The 298-nt window shown below is 46.3% G+C and carries 1 protein-coding gene; it reads left to right on the top strand.

Features of this window, described 5'->3' with window-relative positions:
* Nucleotides 1-298: tetratricopeptide repeat-containing protein (locus MiSe_RS50135; protein WP_226595092.1), on the top strand; the 298-nt coding region annotated here is incomplete at both ends.

The raw sequence follows: 298 nt of genomic DNA, 5'->3' as shown, positions 1-298 counted from the left end.
CGATTCTCAAGGACGCTACAGCGAAGCGGAACCCTTGTATTTGCAAGCTTTAGAATTGAGAAAAAGACTGCTGGGAGAAGACCATCCCGATGTTGCCACCAGTTTGAATAATCTGGCATTACTCTACGATTCTCAAGGACGCTACAGCGAAGCGGAACCCTTGTATTTGCCAGCTTTAGAATTGATAAAAAGACTGCTGGGAGAAGACCATCCCAATGTTGCCACCAGTTTGAATAATCTGGCAGGACTCTACGATTCTCAAGGACGCTACAGCGAAGCGGAACCCTTGTATTTGCAA

It is taken from the genome of Microseira wollei NIES-4236, assembly GCF_020521235.1.
Taxonomy (GTDB): domain Bacteria; phylum Cyanobacteriota; class Cyanobacteriia; order Cyanobacteriales; family Aerosakkonemataceae; genus Microseira; species Microseira wollei.
Note: the sequence above shows the minus strand (reverse complement) of the source record. Positions and strands in the feature narration are given on the sequence as shown.